A 23,350-nucleotide genomic window follows, 5' to 3' on the forward strand; every position below is an offset into this window, starting at 1 on the left:
TCCTTCCCTTGAGCGTGCCCGCATGCTCCGCTACAACGCCTGACAGATTCAATCCCCGTAAGACCCGAGACGTCCGCCGACGATGGACGTGTCGTGGACCCTCGGACCCGCAAGATGGCCTAATCCGCCGGGCTTCGGCCTTTTCGACAGCATCTGACCGGACAAGACAGCTTCATGGACAAGATCCGCATCCGCGGCGGCAAGCCCCTTCACGGGTCGATCACGGTCGGCGGCGCCAAGAACGCGGCGCTTCCGCTGATGACCGCGGCGCTCCTCACCGACGGGACGCTGACGCTCACCAACCTGCCGATCCTCGCGGACATCAACACGCTGTGCAACCTGCTGCTCCAGCACGGCGTCGCGATCCACATGGCCGGGGCGGGCGGGGATTGCGCCGGCCGCGTGGTGGAGTTCACCGCCCGCGACATCACCAACACCACGGCCCCCTACGACCTCGTCCGCAAGATGCGGGCGAGCGTCCTGGTGCTCGGCCCGCTGCTCGCCCGCTGCGGCGAGGCCAAGGTGTCGCTGCCCGGCGGCTGCGCCATCGGCGCGCGCCCGGTGGACCTGCACATCAAGGGCCTGGAGGCCATGGGGGCGGACATCCGCATCGAGGGCGGCTACATCGTCGCCAAGGCGCCGCAGGGCGGCCTGCGCGGTGCCGAGTATGTCTTCCCCAAGGTGTCGGTGGGCGCCACCGAGAACCTGCTGATGGCCGCCACGCTGGCCCGCGGCACCACCGTCCTGGTCAACGCCGCCCGCGAGCCGGAGGTCAGCGACCTCGCCGAATGCCTTGTCAAGATGGGCGCGAAGATCACCGGCATCGGCACCGACCGGCTGACCATCGTCGGCGTGGACCGGCTGAACGGCGCCCGCCACATGGTGGTGCCGGACCGCATAGAGACCGGCACCTACGCCATGGCGGCGGCGATGACCGGCGGCACGCTGGACATCCTGAACACCCGTCTGGACCTGATCAAGGCGGCGGTGACCGCCCTGGTCCCGGCGGGCGTGGAGTTCACCGAGATCGAGACCAACGGCCAGACGGGCATCCGCGTGTCCCGCGCCAACGGCGAGCTGGTCGGCGTGGACGTGATGACCGAGCCCTATCCCGGCTTCCCCACCGACCTTCAGGCCCAGATGATGGCCCTGATGTGCACGGCCAGGGGTGCAGGCATGATCACCGAGACCATATTTGAGAATCGGTTCATGCACGCGCCCGAGCTGACCCGCATGGGAGCCCGCATCACGGTGCACGGTTCCTCCGCCCTCGTCCGGGGTGTGGAGCGTTTGACCGGCGCGCCCGTTATGGCGACGGATCTCCGCGCGTCGGTGTCGCTGGTCCTGGCCGGTCTTGCGGCGGAAGGGGAGACGACGGTCAACCGCGTCTATCACCTCGACCGCGGCTACGAGCGGCTGGAGGAGAAGCTGGCGGCCTGCGGCGCGGACATCGAACGCATCCGGGCGGAGGACGACTGACGGCGTCCTCCGCCCGTTCAGCCGTCCACAGCGAAGGGAAGCTCATGACCGCCACGTCGATCCGCCTGCGCGCCCAGGATGCCGAGGATCTGAAAGTCGTCTCCGCCTGCCTGCAGGACGCCATCCTGCCGATCGGCGACATGTGCTTCCTGCCCGAAGAGGCGCGCTTCGTGCTGGTGGCCAACCGCTTCAAGTGGGAGACGGCGGACCGGCGCCGCCCCGGCCCCACCGCCGACGACGACCAGCTGAATCCGTTCGAGCGCGTCAATTGCGGCGTGCGGATCGAAGGGGTGACGGCGGTCAAGCTCCGCGGCCTCGACGTGAGGAACCGCGCGCAGATCCTGGAACTGCTCTCCGTCGAGGCGGTGGAGGGCGCCCTGGTCCTGAATTTCGCCGGCGGCGCCTGCATCCGGCTGGAAAGCCCGTCCTGGACCTGCTTCGTGGAGGATCTGGGCGAGCCCTGGCCGACCGGCTGCAAGCCCTGCCATCCATTGGAAGACGAACAATAATTGGGAGACCGCCATGAAGGCGCGGGTGAAGTGGGTTGACGGGCGGATGTTCGTCGGCGAGTCCGGCAGCGGCCATGCCGTGATCATGGACGGCGCGCCGGAGGCGGGCGGGCGCAACCTGGGCATCCGGCCCATGGAGATGCTGCTGATCGGCATGGGCGGCTGCACCGGCTTCGACGTGGTGATGATCCTGGAGAAGGGCCGTCAGGCCATCACCGACTGCGTGGCCGAGATCGAGGCCGAGCGCGCCGAGACCGACCCCAAGGTCTTCACCAGGATCCACGTCCATTTCGTGGTCACCGGGCGCGGCCTGGACCCGGCGAAGGTGGAGCGCGCCATCGCCCTGTCGGCGGAGAAATACTGCTCCGCCTCCATCATGCTGGGCGCCACCGCCGCGATCACCCACGATTTCGAGATCGTCGAGGCGCCGTAAGCGCAACGGCGGCGGAACTGTGGTGGCGGAACCGGCGGGCTCCGGGCGGGTTGGGACAGCGTCGATGCTCGTCCCTGCCCACGGAGCCCTGCCGCCATGCCCACCAATCCCGTTGCCGGCCGGAACCGGCCCGTCGTCGTCGTCACCGGAGCGTCCGCCGGGGTCGGGCGGGCGACGGCGCTCGCCTTCGCGCGGGAATGGGGTGCGGCGGTCGGGCTGATCGCCCGCTCCCGTGACGCGCTGAAGGCGGTGGCGGCGGAGATCGAGCGGCACGGCGGCACGGCGCTGGTGCTGCCCGCCGACGTGGCCAACGCCGAGGCGGTGGAGGCCGCCGCCGAGCAGGTCGAGCAATCGCTCGGCCCCATCGACGTCTGGGTCAACAACGCCATGGTGACGGTGTTCGGGCGCATCCGCGACCTGACGCCCGAGGAAATCCGGCGGGTGACCGAGGTCACCTATCTCGGCTCCGTACACGGCACGATGGCGGCGCTGCGCCGCATGCTGCCGCGCGACCGCGGCCTGGTCCTTCAGGTCGGGTCGGCGCTGGCCTACCGCTCCATCCCGCTCCAGGCCGCCTATTGCGGGGCCAAGAGCGCCATCCGCGGCTTCATCGACAGCCTGCGCTCGGAACTGATCCACGACGGCAGCCGTGTTCGGGTGACCATGGTCCATCTGCCCGCCGTCAATACCCCGCAGTTCGACTGGGCGCGCAGCCACATGCCGCACCGGGCGAAGCCGGTCGGCGCCATCTTCGACCCGGATGACATCGGCCGCGCGATCGTCCGGGCCGCGGCGGATCCGAAGCGCGAGCACTGGCTGGGCTTCACCACCGCCGAGGCGATCCTTGGGACGCAGGCGCTTCCCGCCTACGCCGATTACCGGGCGGCCTTCACCGCCTTCGAGGGGCAGGAGACGGAGGAGGCGGAAGCGCCCGGCCGGCCCGACAACCTGTTCGAGCCGGTGCCCGGCCTGCACCGCACGCACGGGCGCTTCACCGGGCAGGAGGAGCGCTTGGCGCTGAGCACCACGGGAACCGCGGCGCGCGGCTTCGCCTTCCTTGCCGGTCTTGCGGTGGTTGGAGGGATCGGCTACGCCGCACGGGCGGCGCTGCGGAAGGAGCGCGCCTGACGGCGGGTCACGGACGGCACATCACGGTGTGATCAGCTTCAGCCCGAGGATGCCCGCCACGATCAGCGCGATGCAGCCGAGCCGCAGGATGTCGGCGGATTCCCCGTAGAGCCAGATGCCCAGGATGACGGTGCCGACCGTCCCGATGCCGGTCCACACGGCGTAAGCGGTGCCGAGCGGCAGCGACTTCAGCGCCATCCCCAGCAGGGCGAGGCTGATGACCATCGAGGCGACGGTCAGGGCGGTGGGAATGGGACGGGTGAAGCCTTCCGTCTGCTTCAGGCCGACGGCCCAGCCGATTTCGAAGAGGCCGGCGAAGAACAGGATGACCCAGGACACGGAACACCTCCGATGGATTGGAGGCAGGGTCGTCCCCGCCGAACTCCCCACGCCCGACTCGGGGGTGCCATGGTCGGGTGTGCCGTGGTGAGGTCGTCCTCACGGGAGGGCGACCGGGATATAGGGATGCGGGCGGCCCGGTCAAGCCCCATCCCAGCGGTGGCCGCTGTCGGTCTCGCACAGCATGGCGACCTCGCGGCGGGGGCAGCGGCGGTCGTCCAGTGGCAGGACCGTGAAGGCGGGGGCGAGACGCTCGCGGGTGGCCGGCTGCGACGGGGAAGGGGGCTGAGTGTTCGGTGCGGTGCGGCGGGTCATGGCGGTCACCAGGGTGGGAGGGTCGTTCGCTCCACTCTAACCATGGTGTTCGCCCCACGCTGTGGCGGGGCTCACAGGGCGGGTTCAGGCCCGTTTGCGCTCCGCAGCGTCCTTGGGCAGGAACAGGCGGCAGGTCAGGACCGGTCCGATCTCGTAGCCGTTGACGCGCGGGAAGCGCTGGGCGACGCGGTCCAGCGCCTCCTTCTGGTTGGCGGCAACGACCAGATAGGCCCGCCCGTCGCGCCAGGAGGCGGCCATGGCGCCGCTGGTGAAGAACGCATCCGGAGCGCGGCGCACCGCCACCTCCCAAATGGTTCCGGGCCGGGCTTCCAGCCGGTCGAAGACGTGGAAGAGTTCCATCGGCGCCTGCTGGACCGCGTCGAGCTGCCGTTCCAGCAGTTCGGCCTGCCGCTTCGACTCGGTCAGCGTCTCCTCCAGACCGCCCAGCTTTCCGCGGGTCGTCTCCAGCGTCTTCCGGGCCTCCTGGACGCGCTGCTCCATGGCCCGGATGTCCTTGTCGGCGGTGGTCAGTTCGTTGCGCGCCGCGCGGACGCGGCGTTCTCCCATCCGGTTCACCAGCACGCTGGCCGCCAGAAGCAGCAGCGACGCGTAGAGGATGATCGCCGTCATGGGGAGACCGGCCGCGCGCCGTCGTTGGCCCCGTTTCCGGCCGGGATCAGCGGAATCGTCTCGGGCCGCGAGGACAGGACGCCGTTGCGCGTGCTGAATGCGCGCTGAAGCATCGCGGCCGCGGCGTCCGGTGTGTCGGCCCAGACGCGGGCGATGTTCCGGCGCTCCCAGATCACCCGCGCGAACAGCATGCGCCGAGGGTCGAGGCGGGCGAAATCCGGGACGGTGCGCAACTCGCTCTCATAGCGCTGGGCGCCGCTCTGCGCGTCGCCGATCTCGTGCACCAGGGCAATCTTGGACGCTTTCACCGCCGCGATCAGGCCGGTCAGGCGCCCGCGCTCGGCGGTCAACCGGTCGATGGACTCCTGCCGGGACGTGCTCTCGGCCTGGGCATCCTCGATCTGCCGGCCGAGGGTGGCGAGGTCGGCGGCCAGGACCTCCAGCTTCCGCCGCGCCAGCGCCTTGCGGCTGCTGGTGGCGGTCAGGCGGGACGCCTCATAGACGATGGCAAGGCCGAGGGCGCCGACGCACAGCACCAGCACGGCGAAGGCGAAGGTGTCCATGTTCATCGCGTCACCATCCGAACCATCAGCGTCCGCCCATTCCGCCGGCCGTGCCCATCACCCCGGACAGGGCATTCTCGGAACGCCGCGCGGCCTCGAACAGGTGCAGGCCGCGGTCGAATCCCCGTGCCGGACCGCTGCCGAACGGAGACGCGTCCGTGACGCCGTCGGCCGTTTCCTCCGTGTGCGCCGTCAGCCAGGCGGCGGCGGCATCGACCAGCGGCAGGGGCAACAGCGCCCGAAGCGCCGCACCCAGCAGGGGGTCGCGGTGTGTGTAAAGTCCGGCCACCGCGAAGAGGGCCATCGCCTCCGGCGGGACGCTGCCGTCGGTTATCGCGCCACGCACGCAGGCCAGCAACTCGTCGATCTCCATGTCCGGTGCCCGCCCTCCCAGGGCTCGCCACCCGTCCGACAGGCGCAGCGCGGAGGCCAGAGTGTCCACGTCCGTGCCGTCCAAGGGGCGGAGCGCAGCGACCCCGCCGGGAATCGCCAGGGTGCTGGCGGCACGCATGCGATGCGTGTTGGCCTCCTCCAGGAACAGGGCGAGCGCGCCGGGGTCGGTGCGCAACGCGTCCAGGACGGCCAGCGACCGCTCCCGCAAGGATTCGGCCCAGTCGACCATCTCCGGCGAGGCAAGGACCCGGTCCAGGACGCCGTCGCCCAGCCGGTTCTCCAGGCGGGTCTCCACGGTGACCGGCAGGTCGTCCATGCGCCGCGACAGGGCCGGCCACCAACCGGCGGTGTCGATGACGCGAATGCAGCCGGGCAACGGGTCCGCGATGGACAGCAGGGCCGGATCGCGCAGCATCACCGGCTCCAGCCAGCGCGCCCACAGTCGGCGTGTGTGCGCCCGGCGCCGGCTGGACAGCAGGCCGAGAAGCAGGGCGCGCATGGGTTGGCTGGCTGACCGCTCCGCGGTCCGCGACGAACCGGAACTCTGCTCGAAGCATGACAGGATTCGGCGGAACACCGCGTACCGTCCGACAGAGGCGCCGTTCGTGTTCGAACCGTTCACTTCCATGCCGTCCAAATCCCCAGCATTGAGGTTCCCGCCCTTGAGGTCCATGCCCAGATCCATGTCCATACGCGGGCCCACTCCCTCGTTTTCGGAGAGTATAAAAGATTAAGGTAATACTTGGGTATTCATCAAAGGGCAGAATCGGCGCCAATTCGCGCTAGATGGCTCTAAAACATCGCGTTTTGTGACAATTTGATACGGCTCTGGACGGCCGGGCTTAGGTCTCGTACCGCTTTGGTGCCTTTCTGGCCGGTGATGCGGAACCATTAGGGTAGGTCGTGCGTGGAGGAGGCCATGGGCCAGGATAGGGACGAAGGTCTGGACGACGAGCCGCTGTTCGGCCCCGACGACGGGTTTGCCGACGACTCCGCGGCCAACATCCGACCGGCGGACCCCTGGCCCGTGCTGGTGGTCGACGATGATCCCCAGGTTCATACCATGACCGAGGTGCTGCTGCGCGACTTCGAGTTCGAAGGCCGCCCGTTCGAAGTGGTCAGCGCCCTGTCCGCCGCGGCCGCCCGGTCGCTGCTTCTGACGCGCCCGGACATTCCGGTGGCGCTTCTCGACGTGGTGATGGAAACCGATGACGCCGGCCTGCGTCTTGTCCGCTTCATCCGCGAGGATCTCAACAACCACCGCATGCGCATCATCCTGCGCACCGGCCAGCCCGGGCAGGCGCCGGAGCGGGACGTGGTCGTCGCCTACGACATCAACGACTACAAGGCCAAGAGCGAACTCACCGCCCAGCGCCTGTTCACCACGCTGGTCAGCGGGTTGCGGGCGTGGCGCGACATCGTGACCATCGAGCGGCACCGCCAGGGGCTGGAGCGCATCCTCACCGCCTCCGCACCGCTGTTCGAAACCCGGTCCATGCGCACGCTGGTGGAAGAGTTGGTGGACCAACTCAGCAAGGTCGTGGACAACAGCGGCGGCGCCGTTCTGGCCTGTCGCATGGTGGACCGCGGCGACGGCAAGACGCGGGCCACGGTGGTCGCCGGCTCCAGCCGCTTCGCGCGTTTCGTCGGACGACCCGCCTCCGATGCGCTGGAGCCCGACCTGACCGCCCAGGTGATCGCCGCCTTCGAGACGCAGCAGAGCAATTACGGCTCGGCCCGTTGCATCCTCGCCTTCCGCACGCGGGAGCATGGGACGACGGTCTTCGCCCTGGAGCGGAGCGAGCCCTATCGCGAGGACGACCACCGGCTGCTGGAGTTGTTCTGCGCCCGCGTGATCATCGGTTTCGACAATGTGTGCCTCTATGAGGATCTGGTCGCGCTGAACCAGTCGCTGGAACGACGCGTCGGCGAGCGAACGGCCGAGTTGGCCGCCAACCAGGCCGCTCTGGTCGCCGCCAAGGAGCGGGTGGAGCGTGCGCTGGAGGCGGAGTTGGTCGCCCGCGAGCAGCAGCGCCAGTTCGTCACCATGGTCAGCCATGAGTTCCGCACCCCGCTGGCCATCATCGACAGCGCCGCCCAGATGCTGACCCTGCGGGCGGAGCGGGAGACCCCGGACTCGCTGGAACGGCTGCGCGTCATCCGCAGCAGCGTGCAGCGCCTGACCGGACTGATCGACACGCATCTGACCGACGAGAGGCTGCAGGGCGGAACGCTGAAGGTGCAGCGGGCGGAGGTCGATCTGCCGGCGCTGCTGCGTTCGGTGACCGAACCCTTCCGCACCGCCTACGCCGGTTGCGACTTCCGGCTTGAGCTTGACCATCTGCCGCCGGTGGTGATGGCCGACGGGCATCTGTTGGGAATGCTCTTCAACAACCTGCTGAACAACGCCTTCAAATATTCGGACGGTGATTGCCGCGTTACCGTGCGCGGGCGCGCCGAAGGCTGCGTGGCGGTGGTGGAGGTGGCCGACCAGGGCCGCGGCATCCCGCAGAACGAGTTGCCTCTGCTGTTCGAGCGGCATTACCGGGGGGCCGGTTCCGCGGGCGTGCCGGGGACCGGAATCGGTCTGCACACGGTGCGGCAGATCATCCTGTTGCATGGTGGATCGATCACCGCGGAAAGCACGGTCGGACAGGGCAGCGTCTTCCGAGTCCGCCTTCCCGTGAAAGGCTGATTCCGCATCACCGACCCGCCGGTGTGCGCCGTGATAATCCTTCCAGCGCCGCCGACGGAAATGTAACGTGTCCATAACAAGGCCGGCGCGATCTCAGGACGCGGTCCGGAACGTTCAGACGCAACAGACGGCCTCGTCGCACTCCAACGGAAGAACCGTGGACTCCACCATGCTCGCTCAGCAATATGCCGGGATCAAACGGGACCTTGACGAGAAGGGCATCATCTTCTCGTTCAGTGGCTATCTGTCCGAGGGGATACTCTATTCCCTGGGAGAGGCGTTGCGGGAAAAGATGACGTTGGAGGACACCGACGGCCCGACGGTCCGGCGGGTCTTCGCCGTCTTCGTCGAGCAGATGCAGAACATCATCCGCTACTCCGCCGAAAAGGTGACCGGCGCGCGCGAGAAGCCGGTGGAACTCAGCGCCGGTATGGTCACCATCGGCATGGAAGGCGGGAAGGTCTTCATCGTCTGCGGCAACACCGTGTACAACGCCGACGTGCCGCGCCTGCGCGACCGGCTGGAGTATCTCAAGGGCTTGGACAAGGACGCGATCAAGTCCTATTACCGGGAACAGTTGCGTGAAACCCCGGAAGAGGGGGCGCGGGGCGCCAACATCGGGTTGATCGAGATCGCGCGTCGCGCCAGCGAACCCATCGAGTACGACTTTCTCGAAATGGACGAGGGCAAAAGCTTCTTCTGCCTCAAAGCTCGGATCTGAGAGCGGCTGTGGACATCCGGACGACCATGGAATCCCTGAAATTACCGGCGACTGGCCGGACGCCCGAGGTCGATTTCGACTTCGCCCAAGGCGTGCTCCGTCTCAGCGGCGAGTCCTATCCCGACGACGTGGCGACCTTCTTCGGGCCGATCTTCGCAGCGCTCCGCGCCTTCCTGGCCGAGGCGAGCGGTCATCCCATCCGGTTCGACATGGAGCTGCTGTACTTCAACAGCTCCAGCGCGAAGGCTCTGATGAACATCTTCCAGATGCTGGAGACGGCGGCCAGCGAAGGGCGCAGCATCTCCGTCACCTGGTGTTACGAGGAGAACGACGATTCCATGCAGGAGTTGGGCGAAGACTTCTCCGAGGATCTGCATCACGTCGCCTTCACTCTGAAACAGATTCCCGCAGACGGGGCGTCATGACCTTCAACCTCTTCGCCGCCGAGGAGCAGGCCATCGAGCAGGCCCGCCTTCTGGGGGAGAGGCTGGGCGCTGCCGCGCCCGAACTGCGCACCGAGTTCGAGGCGCTGGTGGAGGCGTTCCAGCGCAGCACGCGCGAGCAGCGCCGGCTGGTCCGGGTCAGCGACCGGTTGCAGGCGCAGCTCGGCTCCGCCAACCAGGAGTTGGAGCGCCGCCGGCAGGAGGCGGAAACCGCGCTGGCCGACCTGCGCGAGGCGCAGGAGGCGATGGTCCGTGCCGAGAAGCTGGCGTCCCTGGGCGCCCTGGTGGCCGGGGTGGCCCACGAGATCAACACGCCCGTGGGCATCGCCGTGTCTTGCGCGTCGCATCTGTCCGACGCCACCGCAAGGCTGCGCGGGCGTGCCCAGTCGGGGGACCTGAGCAAGGCGGATTTTACCCGCTACGTCGCCACCGCCACGGACACGACGGCGCTGATCCTCACCAACTGCGAGCGGGCGGCCAAGCTGATCGCCAGCTTCAAGCAGGTGGCGGTGGACCGCGCCAGCGCCGAGCGGCGGGTCGTGCATCTCAACCGCTACATCCAGGAAACCCTGGTCAGCTTGGAACCGAAGCTCCGCCAGGGCAAGCACACCATCGCCGTGTCCTGCCCCGACGGGCTGGTGGTGGACAGCTATCCGGGCGCCTTGTCGCAGATCCTGACCAATTTCGTGATGAACTCCGTCACCCACGCCTTCGTCGACGCGCAGGGTGCGGACCGGCAGGGCGGCTCCCTGTCGATCGCCGTGGATGAACCGGAATCCGGCACCGTGCGGCTGGTCTACACCGACGACGGCCGGGGCATTCCGCCGGACCATCTGCCGCGGATCTTCGATCCGTTCTTCACCACCCGCCGCGGCGAGGGGGGCAGCGGGCTTGGCCTGCACATCGTGCACAACCTGGCGGTCGGCGCGCTGAAGGGGTCGATTTCCGTGGACAGCGCGCCGGGGCAGGGAACGCGTTTCGTCCTGACCTTCCCGAAGGACAGGCCCCCCGACGACGCATCCGTCTGACCGGCGTCAGTTCACCCGCAATTCAGATCACCCGGACGGGGGCGGAGAAGACGTAGCCCACGCCGTGGACCGACTTGACCGGGGCGGTTTCGCCGATCGCGTTCTCGACCTTGTGGCGCAGGCGCCCGACCACCGTGTCAATGGAGCGGTCATCCGGGTTCCAGCGGCGGTTGTAGAGCGCCACGGAGATCTGGTCGCGAGTCGCGGGCTGGCGAGCCTGACCGGCCAGCAGAGAAACCAGCTTCATCTCCATGCTCGTCAGGCTGACGCGCACGCCCGCCGGGCTGGTCAGCGCCCAGGCCGTGGCATCCAGAATCCAGTTGCCCTCGTCCGTCGCTGGCTGGTTGGAAGCCTGCGAGGCCGGTACGGTGGTGGTGGCGCCGCTCGTCTCCAGACGGCGGAGCAGGGCCTTGGCCTGGGCTTCCAACTCGCGCATTTCGACGGGCTTCACCAGATAGGCGTCGGCGCCCAGTTCCAGCCCGACCACCCGGTCGACGGTGGAGCCGCGGGCGGTCACCATGATGATTCCGATGGCGGGATTCTCGCGCAGCCGCGTGGCGATCTTGAATCCGTCCTCACCCGGAAGATTGACGTCCAGAACAACCAAGGACACCGGGCGTGACGCGATCAGTTCGTCCAGTTCGCGCCCACTTTTCGCTCCGACCGCATCGAAGCCGCAACTGCGCAGGTATTCGATCATGTCACGTCGCAGAGACGCCTCGTCCTCGACGACAACGATCGTAACGGCCGCCATCCCCTCTGCTCCCCCGTTACCGGTGCTTATTGTTCATAGGGCCGGCGCGGAAACTATATGAATTCGAATGGTAGGTCGAGCGACTTCCGCCCGCGACGGTCCCTTGCTGCACCATTACGCAATCCTCACAAGGGTAGTTAAGCGATTTCCCACAGTGTGTTCCGTGCCGGGGTCGCGGGATCGCCGGCCAGCCGGACGCGGAAACCGATCATGGTGATGTCGTCGCGCTGCGGCCGGTCGCCCTGGAAGCCGGACAGGCTGGCCTCGATGCGCTCCCTCTGCCGGTCGAGCGGCAGCGCGCTGCACTCCTCGACCACGCCGTGCAGCCGGCGCTTGCCGAAGCTCCGCCCGCGCTCCCCACCGCACTGGTCGGTCAACCCGTCGGTGCAGATGTAGAAGGTCTGGTCGGGCTGCAGCGCTAGGCTGTGGTTCGTGAAGGCCGGGGTGGGGCCGGACGCGCGGTAGCCCAGGCTGCGGCGGTCGGCGCGGATTTCGGTCAATCCATCGGGTCCGGCGATGGCCAGGGGCAGGCGGGCGCCGGCATAAACGAGCCGCCGTTGCCCCGGCTGGACGTAGCACAGCGCCAGATCCAGCCCGTTGTCGAAGCCGCCCTCCCAGCTTGCCGCGTCGCCGTCCTGGTGCAGCGCCGCCCGGACCTTGTCGTCCACCGTGGCGAGGAGCGCGGCGGGGTCGGCGGCGCCCATGCCGTCCACCACGTTGTTCAGCACGGCGCTGGCCGTCATCGTCATGAAGGCGCCGGGGACCCCGTGGCCCGTGCAGTCGGCCACACCGATCAGGAAGCCGTCCTCGACCTCGCGGTAGTAGTAGAAGTCGCCGCTGACCACGTCGCGCGGGCGCCACAGGACGAAATGCTGGGCCAGCCCGCTGTCCAGGACTTCCGGCTTCGGCAGGATCGACGACTGGATCAACTGGGCGTAGTTGATGCTGTCCATGATGCGGCGGTTGATGTCGGCCAGCGCCTCCGTCCGCTCCTGAACGCGGGATTCCAGGGTCTGGGTGTAGTCCTGGACCGTCTCGGCCATGCGGTTGAAGGTCTTGGTCAGGACGCCGATCTCGTCCTCCCGCTCGGTGGCGAGGCGGGCGCCGTAATCACCCCGGGAGACCGCCTGGGTCGCCTGGGTCAGCCGCCGCAGCGGGCGGAGCACGACGCGGTTCAGCATGACGCTGATGATGGCGATGGCGGTGACCAGGGACAGCAGAAGCAGCCCGACCACCGGCAGCAGCGCGTCCAGCGTGTTGCGGTGGATCTCCTCCGTCGAATAGAGCAGGCGCAGCGTCCCCACCTGCCGGGTCACCCCGTCGCGCCCGCGCAGATCGATGACTTTCTCGACGGTGGTGGAGTCGGCGGAGGTTCTGGGGTTGCCGGATACCGCCATCGGCTCGCTGTGCCCCGGCTCGAAGACGGAGACGGCGAGAATGGCCGGGTCTCGCTCGCGCAGGGAATCGATGATGTTGCGGACGGCGCGGTCGTCGATTTCCCAGATCGGGTTGGCCAGCGCGTCCGTCTGCATGGCGGCGACCAGCTGCGCCCGCTTCGTCAGCGCCGAAAACTGCTGGCGCTCCACCACATTGGCCGACACGGCCACCGCGATCACCCCCACGGCGGCGGCGGTGACCAGGATGACGCTGCCGATGCGGGTGAGCAGCGAACGGTCGCGCCGTCCAACGGCAAGGGAGCGCAGTTCGGTCACGGGGCGATTCCCTGCCGCGTCCACAGCGCCGGAAGAGCGCCGCTGCGCTCCAACCGGTCGAGCGTTCCGTTGACCCAGTCGATGCCGAGCGGGCCGTCGCGGCGGACCAGGATGGTGTGCTCGTAGATCTGGTCGGTGCGGTTGGACACCAGGAGTTGCGGCGCCATGTCGGGGTTGGCCTTCAGGAATTGCGCCAGAAAGGAGCGTGTGACGATGGCCAGCGCGGCGCGCCCGGCGGCAACGCTGCGCACGTTGCCCTCATGCGTGACGGTCAGGCGGGTGTTGAAGCGCTTTTCGAGGACCTCCGGGTCGGCGGTCATGCCGGCGAAGGCGTAATGGTAGCCGAGCCGTCCCAGGATCGTCTTGTCGTCCAGCCGGTCGAAATAGCTCTGGTCGACGCCGGGACCGGTCTTGGCGACGAACACCTCCGCATCGTGAAGGAACACTCGAGAGGCATCCACGGGGCGCCCCTTCCACCCCCAGGCGAGGCTTTCGAAGGCGATCATGTCGAAGCGGCCCCGCTCCATGTCCTCGTAGCGCCGCTGGGGAGAGGTGCGGACTAGCTCGAATCGGAAGTCGCTCTGCTCCGTGTTCAGAAGGTCGAGCAAAGCCTGCGTCACGCCGCCGCCGGCTTCGGTGACATAGGGCGGGAACTCGTACGCGCCGACCTTGACGGTCACCGGCGCAGCCGTGGAGGCCGCGGTTGCCGCAAGGCCGAACGACGGCAGGCCGCTCGCCGTCAATCCGGCGAGCGCCAAGGCCAGTACCGTCCGGCGGGCAACCGAGTTTGCCATCTTCAGCCCCGATGCTGATCGCACGGCCGTGCGAAAAATCTACGCCATGCGAAAAATCTACGGCATTTTACCAATGTATGCGCGTATGCAGCAATGTTTGTCGTTGAATGCGAACGAGAAATTTCGCCATCAGGCCGCCTCCGTTTCCCGTTCTTCCTCGGCCAGCGCGCCGATCTCCTCGCCGCTCAGCGTCTCGCGTTCCAGCAGGGAGGCGGTGATCCGCTCCAGCGCGGCGCGGTCGGCGGTCAGGATGCGCCGGGCGCGCTCCATCCCCTCGTCGGTGATGCGGCGGACCTCCTCGTCGATGCGCCAGGCGGTGCGTTCCGAGCGCACGACGGCGGGGTCGTTGCCGGCGTGGGCGACATAGCCGATGGCGTCGCTCATGCCCCAGGCGGTGACCATGCGGCGGGCGAGGTCGGTGGCGGCGCGGAAATCGGCCTCCGCCCCGGTGGTGACGGCGTCCGGGCCGAAGACCAGATCCTCCGCCGCGCGCCCCGCCATGGCGACGGCGATGTCGGCGAGCAGCTTGGCGCGCGACACCGACACGCGGTCGCCTTCCGGCAGCCGCACCACCATGCCCAGCGCGCGGCCGCGCGGGATGATCGTGGCCTTGTGGATGGGATCGGCCTCCGGGCAGCGGATGGAGACCAGCGCGTGACCGGCCTCGTGATAGGCGGTCAGCCGCCGCTCATGGCTGGAGAGGGCGAGGCTGCGCCGCTCGTTGCCCATCAGGACCCGGTCCTTCGCCGCCTCGAAATCGGCCATGCCGACGATGACCCGCCCGTTGCGCGCGGCGGACAGAGCGGCCTCGTTGGTCAGGTTGGCCAGCTCCGCGCCGGAGAAGCCGGGCGTGCCCCGCGCCACCGTGCGGACGCAGACGTCGGGGGCGAGGTGCAGCCGGCCGGTGTGGACGCCCAGGATGGCCTCGCGCCCGGCCACGTCGGGCAGCGCGACATGGATGTGGCGGTCGAAGCGGCCCGGCCGGGTCACCGCGGGGTCCAGCATCTCCGCGCGGTTGGTCGCGGCGATCACCACCACCTCGCCGCCGTTCACGATGCCGTCCATCTCGACCAGGAGCTGGTTCAGGGTCTGCTCCCGCTCCGAATGGGAGTTGGATTCGCCGCGCTTGCCGGCCAGCGCATCCACCTCGTCGATGAACAGCAGGCAAGGGGCGGCGGCGCGCGCCGTCTTGAAGACGCTGCGCACCCGCGCGGCACCCAGCCCGACGAACATCTCCACGAAGTCGGAACCGGAAACGGTGAAGAAGGGAACGCCGGCCTCGCCCGCCGCGGCCTTGGCCAGCATGGTCTTGCCGGTGCCCGGCGGGCCGACCAGCAGGATGCCCTTGGGCACGCGGGCGCCGGCCATCGCGAAGCGGCGCGGGTCGCGCAGGAACTCGACGGTCTCGCGAAGCTCGTCCTTCGCCTCGTCCACCCCGGCGACGTCGGCGAAGACGGTGCCGGTGTCGCGCGGGCGGACGCGGGTGGCCCGGCTGCCGCCGAGGAACTGCCCGCCGCTGAGCAGCAGCGCGCCGATCAGCAGGCCGATCACAAGGAAGGGCGCCAGCTTCTCCAAAACCGAGACGGTGCCGGAGACCAGCCCGCCGGCCTCCTCCTCGAAGGCGATGGCGATCTTGCGCCCGCGCAGTTCCTTCAGCAGGTCGTCGGTGACCGGAACGACGACGCGCAGCCGCTGGCCGTCCGGCGTGACGGCGTGCGCCCCGTCGCCGCGGAAGGTGACCGAGGCGATGTCCCCCCGTTCGGCCGCCGCCACCAAGTCGCTGTAGGTCGCGACCTCCTCGGCGCCGTCCCGCGCGTAGTCGGTCCAGGCCGCGAAGGCGAACCAGCCAAGCAGAAGCGCAGCAACAACGGCGGCGGCGATCAGATACTTTTTCGGGATCGGCGGCATGGCGTCCTACGAAGGCGGTGAAAACCGTTTCCGGCACATCATCGTCATTGATGAAGGCGCCACCGCCCCGCATCAACCGCATTCGGTCCAGGACTTTTCTTTGACCTAGAAGTGACGAGAGGGTTAACGGCCTGGAGTCACTCCAGGCCGGCCTTCTTGCGCACGTCGTAGCTGCGCGTCCGCGACCACTCCTCCATGAACTTGACCAGTTCGGCATCGGGCGGGTCGGGGAGGACGACCTTCAGCTTCACATACTGGTCGCCGGCCTGCTTGGTCGCCTGGTTCATGACGCCCTTGCCGCGCAGCCGCAGGGTGGAGCCGGTGTTGGCCCCCGGCTGGATCTTCAGCGCGACCGGACCGCTGACGGTGGGCACGCGGATGGTAGCGCCGAGAACCGCTTCGTTCAGGGTGATCGGCACCTCGACATGGATGTCGGAGCCCTGGCGGGTGAAGAAGGGGTGCGCCTCGACATGGACCTCGACGATGGCGTCGCCCGCCCCGAAGCCGCCGGCACCGGGAAGCCCCTGGCCCTTCAGCCGCAGTTTCGCCTGATCCTCCGTCCCCGGAGGAACGGCGACGTCGATGCTCTTGCCGTTGGACAGGCTGATGCGCCGCTTGGTGCCCTGCGCCGCCTCGACGAAGGGCACGGAAACCGAATAATTGATGTCGCTGCCGCGCGACCGGGAGCCGCCACCTCCTCCGGCACCGGCGCCGCCCGCCGCTCCGCCGCGCTTGCGCCCGCCGCTGAACAGGTCCGAGAACCAGTCCTCGCCGCCGAAGAAGGAATCGTCGCCGGTACCGCCGCCGGCCCCGCTGTAGGCGCGGCTGCGCCCGGCGTTGGCGCGGGAGCGGCCGCCGAAACCGTGGTGCCGCTCCTGGCCGGAGGCGTCGATCTCGCCGCGGTCGAAGCGGGCGCGCTTGTCGGAATCCGACAGCAGCGTGTAGGCCGCCGAGATTTCCTTGAAGCGCTCCTCGTTCGCGGCGTTGCCGGGCTTCAGGTCGGGGTGGAACTCCTTGGCGAGCTTGCGGTACGCCTTCTTGATGTCGTCGGCGCTCGCGGAGCGGGGGAGGCCGAGGATTTGATAAGGGTCACGCATGCTTTCCACGGACAGAGTTATTCCACCCCGAAGCCCGGGGATAAGGCGTTACGAATTGGCGACGATCTTCCACGTACCATCGGCCTGTTTGCAAGCGGTTCCGTAGGCCAATTCGGTCTGGCTCCTTGTGGTTACCGTTTGATGGAACTCCCGGCAATACTGACCGGCGTTGTTGTAGCCCTCGCGCGTCGTGGTCAGCGAGCCGTAATGGCCCGTCGCCGGGTTGGTCCAGCCCACCTTGTCGCCGATCGGGGCGGCATAGGCGCGCTTGGCCGCGGTTTCGGCGGCGGCGGCGTCCGACGGCTGGATCGCGGCGCCGCCGATGAAGGCGCCCAGCAGCGGGCCGGTGCCCGAGGAGGCGACCTTGCCCGACGCGTTGCCATAGGTCGACGAGATCCGGCCGCCGACGGTCTCCGCGTTCTTGGTGGCTTCCTGCGAGGTGCTGACGCAACCCGCAAGCAGGGCGATCGCCATCGCCGCCGGGACGAGCTTCTTCACGAACATCGATGCTGCCTCGAAAGGTTGGGAGCCGGCATGCCTTGCTTCTGGCGCACCGGTGGACACTCATATATGCGAGGCTATCCTATCTGTGAATTGGGCATATTTGTGAACTGGGAAGACGCCGTGACCGGCGCCGAAACCCAACGTTGAAACTATGGGCCTACGGCCGCGCGACGAGGGGACAATGAGCGAATCCAACGACCGGGACCCGTACGCCCTGTTCCAGGACTGGATGGACGAGGCCACCCGCAGCGAGATCAACGATCCCAACGCCATGGCGCTGGCCACCGCCGACGCGCAGGGGGCGCCGTCGGTGCGCATGGTGCTTCTGAAGGGCATCGATCCGCGCGGATTCGTCTTCTACACCAACACGGAAAGCCGCAAGGGCGAACAACTCCTGGCCAATGCCAACGCCGCGCTGTGCTTCCACTGGAAGACCCTCAAGCGCCAGGTCCGCGTCGAGGGCGCGGTGGAGCCGGTGTCCGACTCCGAAGCCGACGCCTATTTCGAAAGCCGCCCGCGGGAAAGCCGCATCGGCGCCTGGGCGTCGCAGCAGTCGCGCCCCCTGGAGGGACGGTTCGAGTTGGAGAAGCGGGTCGCCCAGTTCGCCGCCAAGTTCGGCCTGGGCGCCGTTCCCCGCCCGCCGCACTGGACCGGATTCCGCATCCTGCCGCGGCGAATCGAGTTCTGGCAGGACCGTCCCTTCCGCCTGCACGAGCGGACTCTGTATCTGCGTGAAGGCGACCCGGCGGCGCAGGAGACGGCGCGCTGGACGACGGAACGTCTTTTCCCCTAAAGGACGAGTGTCGTCATCACATAAGAAGACACTCATGAGCGAAGCGCGTTCGCACCGGCTGCGCCGGTACGCCACCTACGCCAGCGTGTCGGTGTCCCTCACGCTGATTCTGGCGAAGTTGGCGGCCTATCTGGCGACCGACTCGGTCAGCATCCTGTCGTCGCTGATCGACTCCAGCACGGACATGCTGGCGTCGGTGGTGACACTGCTCGGGGTGCGGACGGCGCTGCGCCCGCCGGACGAGGCGCACCGCTTCGGCCACGGCAAGGCCGAGGCGCTGGCCGCGCTGGCCCAGGCCGCCTTCATCGGCGGTTCCGCCCTGTTCCTGACCATCGAAGCGGTGCGCCGTCTCATCACCCCGCAGCCGGTGGGCGAGGGGGCGGTGGGCATCGCCGTGATGCTGCTGTCCATCCTGCTGACCGCCGGCCTGATCACCTTCCAGCGCCATGTGGTGACGGCCACCGGCTCGGTCGCGGTGGGAGCGGACCGGCTGCACTACTCCGGCGACCTGCTGATGAACGCGGCGGTCATCCTGGCGATCCTGCTGACCGGCTGGACCGGAATCACCGCCTTCGATCCACTGTTCGGGCTGGGCATCGCCGCCTTTCTGCTCTATGGCGCCCGCAAGGTCGCGAAGGAGGCGCTGAACGTGCTGATGGACCGGGAACTGCCGGCGGAGGAGCGGGAGCGCATCGCGGCGCTGGTGACGGCGCAACCGGACGTCGCGGGGATGCACGACCTGCGCACCCGCAGCTCCGGCGTCGGTGCCTTCATCGAACTGCATTTGGAACTCGACCCCTCGCTGACGGTCGCCAAGGCGCACGACATCACCGACCGGGTGGAGCACCGCCTGAAGGAAGCCTTCCCTGGTGCCGAGGTCCTGATTCACCAGGAACCTGCCGGATTGCAGGACGAGCGGCTGGATCATCGCATCGCCGACGGACGCGTCGTCGAGGACGGTGCGGGTTGACGCTTTCTCCGCCTTCGGTTGCGAACGGGTTACCGGAGCGCAATAATTGAGCACATTGCCATTTAGAATGACCCTTCCTCCGTTGCGCAATTGTAAGGGTTCGGTAATAATTGCATTGGATTTTAGCGCTTTGCGCATTCTTGTGAAACGGATGGCGGGAAAATGGACAGTGCGTTCGGCGGCCGCTCTCATCTGATCGCGGACATTGCCACCGAAGCGGGCAATCTCGGCATCGAGATCGCGGACATCGCGGGCCATGTGGAGGAGGTCAACGGCCGCCTCGGCCATCAGGCCAACGTTTTCGCGCAGTTGCGCGGCACCGGGAACAAGATGTCGGAGAGCACGCAGCGCATCTCCGCCGCCGCCACCGTGGCGCGTTCCGTGACCGAGCAGGCCCGGCAGGAGGTCGAATCCTCCCACGACCGGGTGCAGCGGTCGATGGACGACATCCATGCCCTCGTCGCCGCGGTGGGGGGCATCGAGGGGCAGATCGCCGGCCTTCAGGAGGCGCTCGACCGCGTGGGCCGGGTTGCCAAGGAAATCTTCGTCATCGCCAAGCAGACCAACCTGCTGGCGCTCAACGCGACCATCGAGGCGGCCCGCGCCGGTGAGGCCGGGCGCGGCTTCGCCGTGGTGGCGAACGAGGTGAAGGCCCTGTCCAAGAAGACCAGCGAGGCGACGACGGAGATCGACGCCACGCTGAAATACCTCAACGACCAGGCGCAGCGCCTGATGGCCGAAAGCGCGTCCAGCGCCGGGAAGGCCCGCGCGGTGAGCGAGGGCACGACCGCCATCGGCGCCGTTATCGAAACGGTCGGCCGGGCCATGTCGGAACTGAACGGCGAGACGGACAAGATCGACGCGGCCTCCTCCGAGATCGGCGCCAACTGCGAGGAGCTGCAGCACGAGATCGACGACCTCGCGGTCGGCGTGCAGCTGTCCAGCGACAATCTGGCCCAGGCGCGCGACCGCGTGAACACGCTGGTCGGGATGAGCGAGCGGCTGATCGGCATCACCGCCGAGCTGGACGTGGAGACGGTGGACACGCCGTTCATCCGGCTGGTTTGCGACGCCGCGTCGCGCATCTCCGCCGATTTCGAAGATGCGATGTCGCGTGGCGAGGTTCGCGAAGGCGACCTGTTCGACAGCAATTACCAGCCCATCCCCGGCTCCAACCCGCAGCAGCACATGACCCGCTTCACGGAGTTCTGTGACCGCATGCTGCCGAGGGTGCTCGACTCGCTGCTGGGGCAAAGCGAACGCATCGTCTTTTGCGTGGCGGTCGATTCCAATGGCTACCTGCCGACCCACAACCGCAGGTTCAGCCAGCCGCAGGGGGCCGACCCGACGTGGAACGCGGCCAACTGCCGCAACCGCCGCATCTTCAACGACCGCGTCGGTCTGGCCGCCGGGCGCAGCACGAAGCCGTTCCTGCTTCAGACCTACCGGCGCGACATGGGGGGCGGCCAGTACGCCCTGATGAAGGACGTGTCCGCTCCGATCACCGTGCGCGGACGCCATTGGGGTGGTCTGCGTCTGGCCTACAAGGTCTGACCCGGGGCCGGGGATCTGCATACCGGGGGATGACATTGCGCCGCAGGGGGCGACGCTGTTCCGGTTGGCATTCTGTGTTGCGGATTTGTGATTGCGTCGATTCAATGCGGCTCGGGTGGGTTGCGGATGATTGAGTGAGCCAATGAATGGCTGGTCGGTCATCCTTGGGGGTCGTCACCGATGATCCTTGGAGGTGATGTTCATGCCCGAGCGTATCGTGGCGTTGTCGCGCGCCGTGTCCGATCTTGCCACGCGCAAGATGGACGAGATCCAGGCCGTTACGAACACGACCAAGATTCTGGCGCTCAACGCCCTGATCGAGGCGATGCGTGCCGGGGAGGCCGGCCGCGGATTCGCCGTGGTGGCCCAGGAGGTGAAGGCCATCTCGGAGCGGATCACCGGCATCGGCGGGGAACTGCGTGCCCAGATGGCGGTGCAGACCGACGAGTTGAACACGCTCGGCAATCGCCTGGTCTCGCAGTTGCGCGGTGGGCGTCTCGCCGATCTGGCGCTCAACATGATCGACATCATTGATCGCAATTTGTACGAGCGGTCCTGCGATGTGCGGTGGTGGGCCACCGACAGCGCCGTGGTGGATTGCGCCGCCGATCCGTCCGAGGCCAACCGGCGCCACGCGGCGCAGCGGCTGGGCGTCATCCTGGGCGCCTACACGGTCTATCTCGACCTCTGGGTCGTCGATGCCAAGGGCGTGGTTCTGGCGACCGGACGGCCCGACCGCTACCGCCGCCCCTTGGGCGGTTCGGTCGCGTCCGAATCCTGGTTCCGCGAGGCGATGGCGACCCGCAGCGGCACCGATTTCGCGGTGGCCGACATTGGCGCCAACGATCTGCTGGACCGTGCGACGGTCGCGACCTACGCCACGGCCATCCGGGCCGGCGGTGAGGAGAACGGCCCCGTCATCGGCGTGCTGGGCGTCTTCTTCGACTGGCAGAGTCAATCCCAGGGCGTGGTCGGCTCCGTCCGCCTGACCGACGAGGAACGCTCCCGGACCCGCTGCCTTCTGGTGGACAGCCGTCACCGCGTGATTGCCGCCTCCGACCTCAGGGGCGTCCTGACGGAGAGTTTCCCCTTGCGCACCGGCGGCCATGGGCACGGCAGCTATTCCGACGATCAGGGGCGCGTGGTCGGTTTCGCCGTGACGCCGGGCTATGAAACCTACAAGGGACTCGGCTGGTTTGGAGTGATCGTCCAGGATTCGGCCAGCTCTTGCAAATAGGCGTATCGGATTGCAGCAATTCGAATCTTTTGAGGGTGCTGCCTGAAATGTTGGCGAAACACCGCTGTGGTGCAGTTGAGCTACGGAAAGGTGTTTCGCATGCAGGCTCTCGGGCAAATCGTGATCGTACCGGAACAGGAAGACGACCTCGTCGCGGAGGCGATCCGCGACGTGCGTGTGGCGGACGTCATCGATCAGGCCACGAAGGACCGGCTGGTGGATGGACTGACCGTTTTGAAAGCCGGGCTGGACTGTCCCGACACGGGTTGCACCGGATGTTTCCATCGCCGGTCCTGCGAACGCTTCATCGAAGGCATCCTATGGACCAGTTGACCCAGGGTCACCGACTTGGTCCAATCCGGAAGGGGACGGGCTCCCTCTTTGGAGCCGGCGGGGCTGTGACGGTCGTCACCGCGTAAACCGAAAACCATGCTAAAATGCCGTTTTAACGGTCCCCGTCCGCGATTTGGTGCGGTGGTCCGGAGATCGGTGTCTCGAGGTCGGTATGGGCTTTTCGGTGACCTTCTGGGGGGTTCGGGGCACGGTCCCTTGCCCGCTGCCGTCCCATATGGGCTTCGGCGGCAACACGAGTTGCGTGGAGGTCCAGGCGGGCGGACAGCGCATCGTCATCGACGCCGGCACCGGCATCCGCATGCTCGGAAAGCGCCTGCTGAAGGAGGGCGCCGCCGAGGCGACCCTGCTGATGAGCCACACCCACCTCGACCACATCTGCGGCTTTCCCTTCTTCGTTCCAGCCTATACCAAGGGCTTCCATCTGCGCATCGTCTCCGGCCACCTGAAGGGCAACCCGGGCATCGAAGCGACCATGGCGCGGCAGATGGAGCGTCCCCTGTTTCCGGTGCCGATGCGCACCATGGGAAGCAACATCGTTTTCGACGAGATCACGGCGGGCGACCGTTTCGCGCTGGGCGAGGGCGTGCAGGTCCGCACGGCGCTGCTGAACCACCCGGACGGCGCCACCGGCTACCGCATCGAGCATCTCGGCAAATCCTTCGCCTATGTGACCGACACGGAGCATGTGCCCGGCCATCCCGACCGCAACATCCTCGACCTGATCGACGGCGCCGACCTCGTGCTCTACGACAGCACCTACACGGACGAGGAATGGCAGAACCGCATCGGCTGGGGTCATTCCACCTGGACCGAGGGCGTCCGATTGGCGCAGGCGGCGGGGGTCAAGCAACTGGTCCTGTTCCACCACGACCCCGACCATGACGACGCCGCCATGACCGCCATCGAGGCGGCGGCCCAAGCGGTGTTTCCGGACTGCTTCGCCGCGCGGGAAGGGATGACGGTCACGCTGGCCTGACCTCGGCTTGGCGCCTATGGC

The 23,350-nt window shown here is 67.8% G+C and carries 25 protein-coding genes; 14 read left to right on the forward strand and 11 right to left on the reverse strand.

Annotated elements, in window-relative coordinates; all coding sequences use genetic code 11:
* The first annotated feature begins 174 nt into the window (after nucleotides 1-174).
* The 4 genes from murA to DS837_RS03195 all read left to right on the forward strand — a co-directional run bounded on the left by murA (nucleotide 175) and on the right by DS837_RS03195 (nucleotide 3,549).
* Nucleotides 175-1,479: a UDP-N-acetylglucosamine 1-carboxyvinyltransferase gene (gene murA / locus DS837_RS03180; RefSeq protein WP_149163374.1), complete on the forward strand. Its 1,305-nt coding sequence runs from the start codon at nucleotides 175-177 to the stop codon at nucleotides 1,477-1,479.
* A gap of 44 nt (nucleotides 1,480-1,523) precedes the next feature.
* A complete protein-coding gene (locus tag DS837_RS03185) occupies nucleotides 1,524-1,988 on the forward strand; it encodes a DUF2948 family protein (protein WP_149163375.1) in 465 nt (154 codons plus the stop codon).
* Between the two features lie 13 nt (nucleotides 1,989-2,001).
* Entirely contained in the window at nucleotides 2,002-2,421 is a 420-nt protein-coding gene (locus DS837_RS03190) for an OsmC family protein (protein WP_149163376.1), read from the forward strand.
* Nucleotides 2,422-2,517: 96 nt separating this feature from the next.
* Nucleotides 2,518-3,549, forward strand: a complete 1,032-nt coding sequence (locus DS837_RS03195; RefSeq protein WP_149163377.1) for an SDR family oxidoreductase — start codon at nucleotides 2,518-2,520, stop codon at nucleotides 3,547-3,549.
* Between the two features lie 21 nt (nucleotides 3,550-3,570).
* Here DS837_RS03195 and sugE read toward each other — a convergent pair whose 3' ends face one another.
* From sugE to DS837_RS03215, 5 genes are all read right to left on the reverse strand, one after another.
* Complete coding sequence (sugE, locus tag DS837_RS03200; RefSeq protein ID WP_109069639.1) at nucleotides 3,571-3,888, reverse strand: quaternary ammonium compound efflux SMR transporter SugE; 318 nt, start codon at nucleotides 3,886-3,888, stop codon at nucleotides 3,571-3,573.
* Nucleotides 3,889-4,029: 141 nt separating this feature from the next.
* Nucleotides 4,030-4,203, reverse strand: a complete 174-nt coding sequence (locus tag DS837_RS31945) for a hypothetical protein (protein ID WP_170295714.1) — start codon at nucleotides 4,201-4,203, stop codon at nucleotides 4,030-4,032.
* Nucleotides 4,204-4,287: 84 nt separating this feature from the next.
* Entirely contained in the window at nucleotides 4,288-4,833 is a 546-nt protein-coding gene (locus tag DS837_RS03205; protein WP_149163378.1) for a hypothetical protein, read from the reverse strand.
* Complete coding sequence (locus tag DS837_RS03210) at nucleotides 4,830-5,402, reverse strand: hypothetical protein (RefSeq protein ID WP_149163379.1); 573 nt, start codon at nucleotides 5,400-5,402, stop codon at nucleotides 4,830-4,832. Before DS837_RS03210 ends, DS837_RS03205 begins: the two co-directional genes overlap by 4 nt.
* Nucleotides 5,403-5,421: 19 nt before the next feature.
* Nucleotides 5,422-6,480 (reverse strand): hypothetical protein, encoded by a 1,059-nt coding sequence (locus DS837_RS03215; RefSeq protein WP_149163380.1) that lies wholly within the window; start codon nucleotides 6,478-6,480, stop codon nucleotides 5,422-5,424.
* Between the two features lie 228 nt (nucleotides 6,481-6,708).
* Between DS837_RS03215 and DS837_RS03220 the strand changes: the two genes are divergently transcribed.
* The 4 genes from DS837_RS03220 to DS837_RS03235 all read left to right on the forward strand — a co-directional run bounded on the left by DS837_RS03220 (nucleotide 6,709) and on the right by DS837_RS03235 (nucleotide 10,676).
* Entirely contained in the window at nucleotides 6,709-8,484 is a 1,776-nt protein-coding gene (locus tag DS837_RS03220; RefSeq protein WP_149163381.1) for an ATP-binding response regulator, read from the forward strand.
* Between the two features lie 157 nt (nucleotides 8,485-8,641).
* A complete protein-coding gene (locus DS837_RS03225; protein ID WP_247889741.1) occupies nucleotides 8,642-9,205 on the forward strand; it encodes a SiaB family protein kinase in 564 nt (187 codons plus the stop codon).
* A gap of 26 nt (nucleotides 9,206-9,231) precedes the next feature.
* Nucleotides 9,232-9,630: a DUF1987 domain-containing protein gene (locus tag DS837_RS03230; protein WP_149163382.1), complete on the forward strand. Its 399-nt coding sequence runs from the start codon at nucleotides 9,232-9,234 to the stop codon at nucleotides 9,628-9,630.
* Nucleotides 9,627-10,676 carry a sensor histidine kinase gene (locus tag DS837_RS03235; protein WP_149163383.1) on the forward strand — a complete coding sequence of 350 codons (1,050 nt, stop codon included), beginning with the start codon at nucleotides 9,627-9,629 and terminating at the stop codon, nucleotides 10,674-10,676. The genes DS837_RS03230 and DS837_RS03235 overlap by 4 nt, the downstream gene beginning before the upstream one ends.
* Nucleotides 10,677-10,698: 22 nt before the next feature.
* Here DS837_RS03235 and DS837_RS03240 read toward each other — a convergent pair whose 3' ends face one another.
* From DS837_RS03240 to DS837_RS03265, 6 genes are all read right to left on the reverse strand, one after another.
* A complete protein-coding gene (locus DS837_RS03240) occupies nucleotides 10,699-11,430 on the reverse strand; it encodes a response regulator transcription factor (protein WP_149163384.1) in 732 nt (243 codons plus the stop codon).
* Nucleotides 11,431-11,567: 137 nt separating this feature from the next.
* Nucleotides 11,568-13,142 carry a SpoIIE family protein phosphatase gene (locus DS837_RS03245; protein ID WP_149163385.1) on the reverse strand — a complete coding sequence of 525 codons (1,575 nt, stop codon included), beginning with the start codon at nucleotides 13,140-13,142 and terminating at the stop codon, nucleotides 11,568-11,570.
* Complete coding sequence (locus DS837_RS03250) at nucleotides 13,139-13,936, reverse strand: substrate-binding periplasmic protein (protein ID WP_149163386.1); 798 nt, start codon at nucleotides 13,934-13,936, stop codon at nucleotides 13,139-13,141. Before DS837_RS03250 ends, DS837_RS03245 begins: the two co-directional genes overlap by 4 nt.
* A gap of 129 nt (nucleotides 13,937-14,065) precedes the next feature.
* Nucleotides 14,066-15,844 carry an ATP-dependent zinc metalloprotease FtsH gene (ftsH, locus tag DS837_RS03255; RefSeq protein ID WP_149163387.1) on the reverse strand — a complete coding sequence of 593 codons (1,779 nt, stop codon included), beginning with the start codon at nucleotides 15,842-15,844 and terminating at the stop codon, nucleotides 14,066-14,068.
* Between the two features lie 137 nt (nucleotides 15,845-15,981).
* Nucleotides 15,982-16,941: a DnaJ C-terminal domain-containing protein gene (locus tag DS837_RS03260; RefSeq protein WP_149163388.1), complete on the reverse strand. Its 960-nt coding sequence runs from the start codon at nucleotides 16,939-16,941 to the stop codon at nucleotides 15,982-15,984.
* A 48-nt stretch (nucleotides 16,942-16,989) separates the two neighbouring features.
* Nucleotides 16,990-17,445: an RT0821/Lpp0805 family surface protein gene (locus DS837_RS03265; RefSeq protein WP_149163389.1), complete on the reverse strand. Its 456-nt coding sequence runs from the start codon at nucleotides 17,443-17,445 to the stop codon at nucleotides 16,990-16,992.
* Between the two features lie 181 nt (nucleotides 17,446-17,626).
* Between DS837_RS03265 and pdxH the strand changes: the two genes are divergently transcribed.
* From pdxH to DS837_RS03295, 6 genes are all read left to right on the forward strand, one after another.
* Entirely contained in the window at nucleotides 17,627-18,238 is a 612-nt protein-coding gene (pdxH, locus tag DS837_RS03270) for a pyridoxamine 5'-phosphate oxidase (RefSeq protein ID WP_149163390.1), read from the forward strand.
* A 34-nt stretch (nucleotides 18,239-18,272) separates the two neighbouring features.
* Nucleotides 18,273-19,208 (forward strand): cation diffusion facilitator family transporter, encoded by a 936-nt coding sequence (locus DS837_RS03275; RefSeq protein WP_149163391.1) that lies wholly within the window; start codon nucleotides 18,273-18,275, stop codon nucleotides 19,206-19,208.
* Between the two features lie 162 nt (nucleotides 19,209-19,370).
* Nucleotides 19,371-20,762: a methyl-accepting chemotaxis protein gene (locus DS837_RS03280; protein WP_149163392.1), complete on the forward strand. Its 1,392-nt coding sequence runs from the start codon at nucleotides 19,371-19,373 to the stop codon at nucleotides 20,760-20,762.
* A gap of 202 nt (nucleotides 20,763-20,964) precedes the next feature.
* The gene (locus DS837_RS33020) at nucleotides 20,965-21,999 is read left to right on the forward strand and encodes a methyl-accepting chemotaxis protein (protein ID WP_149163393.1); all 1,035 of its coding nucleotides are present in this window, start codon (nucleotides 20,965-20,967) and stop codon (nucleotides 21,997-21,999) included.
* A 99-nt stretch (nucleotides 22,000-22,098) separates the two neighbouring features.
* Nucleotides 22,099-22,332 (forward strand): hypothetical protein, encoded by a 234-nt coding sequence (locus DS837_RS03290; protein WP_149163394.1) that lies wholly within the window; start codon nucleotides 22,099-22,101, stop codon nucleotides 22,330-22,332.
* Nucleotides 22,333-22,504: 172 nt separating this feature from the next.
* Nucleotides 22,505-23,329, forward strand: a complete 825-nt coding sequence (locus tag DS837_RS03295) for an MBL fold metallo-hydrolase (protein WP_149163395.1) — start codon at nucleotides 22,505-22,507, stop codon at nucleotides 23,327-23,329.
* Nucleotides 23,330-23,350: the final 21 nt, after the last annotated feature.

The sequence above is a fragment of the Azospirillum brasilense genome (assembly GCF_008365405.1).
In the GTDB taxonomy this organism is placed as follows: Bacteria; Pseudomonadota; Alphaproteobacteria; order Azospirillales; family Azospirillaceae; genus Azospirillum; species Azospirillum brasilense_D.

Bases quoted from the DNA above. Each gene is read 5' to 3' on its own strand.
- DS837_RS03260 (WP_149163388.1), bottom strand. From the start codon at position 16,941: ATGCGTGACCCTTATCAAATCCTCGGCCTCCCCCGCTCCGCGAGCGCC.
- DS837_RS33020 (WP_149163393.1), top strand. From the start codon at position 20,965: ATGCCCGAGCGTATCGTGGCGTTGTCGCGCGCCGTGTCCGATCTTGCC.
- DS837_RS03205 (WP_149163378.1), bottom strand. From the start codon at position 4,833: ATGACGGCGATCATCCTCTACGCGTCGCTGCTGCTTCTGGCGGCCAGC.
- DS837_RS03190 (WP_149163376.1), top strand. From the start codon at position 2,002: ATGAAGGCGCGGGTGAAGTGGGTTGACGGGCGGATGTTCGTCGGCGAG.
- murA (WP_149163374.1), top strand. From the start codon at position 175: ATGGACAAGATCCGCATCCGCGGCGGCAAGCCCCTTCACGGGTCGATC.
- DS837_RS03275 (WP_149163391.1), top strand. From the start codon at position 18,273: ATGAGCGAAGCGCGTTCGCACCGGCTGCGCCGGTACGCCACCTACGCC.
- DS837_RS03265 (WP_149163389.1), bottom strand. From the start codon at position 17,445: ATGTTCGTGAAGAAGCTCGTCCCGGCGGCGATGGCGATCGCCCTGCTT.
- DS837_RS03215 (WP_149163380.1), bottom strand. From the start codon at position 6,480: ATGGACATGGATCTGGGCATGGACCTCAAGGGCGGGAACCTCAATGCT.
- DS837_RS03185 (WP_149163375.1), top strand. From the start codon at position 1,524: ATGACCGCCACGTCGATCCGCCTGCGCGCCCAGGATGCCGAGGATCTG.
- DS837_RS03195 (WP_149163377.1), top strand. From the start codon at position 2,518: ATGCCCACCAATCCCGTTGCCGGCCGGAACCGGCCCGTCGTCGTCGTC.
- pdxH (WP_149163390.1), top strand. From the start codon at position 17,627: ATGAGCGAATCCAACGACCGGGACCCGTACGCCCTGTTCCAGGACTGG.
- DS837_RS31945 (WP_170295714.1), bottom strand. From the start codon at position 4,203: ATGACCCGCCGCACCGCACCGAACACTCAGCCCCCTTCCCCGTCGCAG.
- DS837_RS03295 (WP_149163395.1), top strand. From the start codon at position 22,505: ATGGGCTTTTCGGTGACCTTCTGGGGGGTTCGGGGCACGGTCCCTTGC.
- ftsH (WP_149163387.1), bottom strand. From the start codon at position 15,844: ATGCCGCCGATCCCGAAAAAGTATCTGATCGCCGCCGCCGTTGTTGCT.
- DS837_RS03220 (WP_149163381.1), top strand. From the start codon at position 6,709: ATGGGCCAGGATAGGGACGAAGGTCTGGACGACGAGCCGCTGTTCGGC.
- DS837_RS03240 (WP_149163384.1), bottom strand. From the start codon at position 11,430: ATGGCGGCCGTTACGATCGTTGTCGTCGAGGACGAGGCGTCTCTGCGA.
- DS837_RS03235 (WP_149163383.1), top strand. From the start codon at position 9,627: ATGACCTTCAACCTCTTCGCCGCCGAGGAGCAGGCCATCGAGCAGGCC.
- DS837_RS03250 (WP_149163386.1), bottom strand. From the start codon at position 13,936: ATGGCAAACTCGGTTGCCCGCCGGACGGTACTGGCCTTGGCGCTCGCC.
- DS837_RS03290 (WP_149163394.1), top strand. From the start codon at position 22,099: ATGCAGGCTCTCGGGCAAATCGTGATCGTACCGGAACAGGAAGACGAC.
- DS837_RS03280 (WP_149163392.1), top strand. From the start codon at position 19,371: ATGGACAGTGCGTTCGGCGGCCGCTCTCATCTGATCGCGGACATTGCC.
- DS837_RS03230 (WP_149163382.1), top strand. From the start codon at position 9,232: ATGGAATCCCTGAAATTACCGGCGACTGGCCGGACGCCCGAGGTCGAT.
- DS837_RS03210 (WP_149163379.1), bottom strand. From the start codon at position 5,402: ATGAACATGGACACCTTCGCCTTCGCCGTGCTGGTGCTGTGCGTCGGC.